This window comes from Streptococcus suis (assembly GCF_002964575.1).
GTDB classification, from domain to species: Bacteria; Bacillota; Bacilli; order Lactobacillales; family Streptococcaceae; genus Streptococcus; species Streptococcus suis_R.
Window position 1 is genome coordinate 1 of record NZ_POQQ01000051.1, and the last position, 644, is coordinate 644.

General features: G+C 41.5%; 1 protein-coding gene. It reads right to left on the reverse strand.

The window, feature by feature from the left end:
* Positions 1-644 (reverse strand): plasmid recombination protein (locus C1E58_RS07285; RefSeq protein WP_105209900.1); only part of this gene is annotated, 644 nt, incomplete at both ends.

The following is a 644-nucleotide window of genomic DNA, read 5'->3' on the forward strand; positions in this document are numbered from 1 at the left end:
AGAGCTTCCATCTCCAGTTTATGACTATATTCCTCCTTAGTCAATATTTCGTTATCTAAAGCCTTTATTTTACTCTCTAAGACATTTTGTTTGTTTTGGAGGGTATTTAATCGTTCCTGAAGTTTTCGACTCTCTAAGAGCTTCTGAGAGCGTTCTACATCAATTTGAGATAATAGACGTTCTTTCTCTCGGTTGACCTCTTGAATCATAGCCTTGTATTCGTGCATATCCTTGATGTCATTTGTGCCTACTAGTTTGCGTTCTACACCTAATTGTTTAAGCATTCCCTCCAGGACTTTAATCTCTCCGTCCTTGAATGCTTTTAATTGGTGTCGTCCCTGCTCCCTGTACCCCTCGTTTTGCAAGGCTTTCTTAAAGCTGGGTTGTATTGATAGTCCGTTCTTGTAGCCAGTTGCCAGAGGAACGATATTGAAGTGGGCATGAGGATGTCCTTTCTCGTCCAAGTGAACAGCAGCGTTATAGATATACAAGTGAGGGTGCCTATTCTGAAACTCCTCGATGTAGGCAGCCAAAAGTTTCCCCACAATCTTCTTCCCTCCTGGTTTCAATCTATCCCAATCTTGTTTATTTCCAATGCCTACAATGAACTCACGTTGCAAGTCCAGGGTCTTAGATTTTTTGAC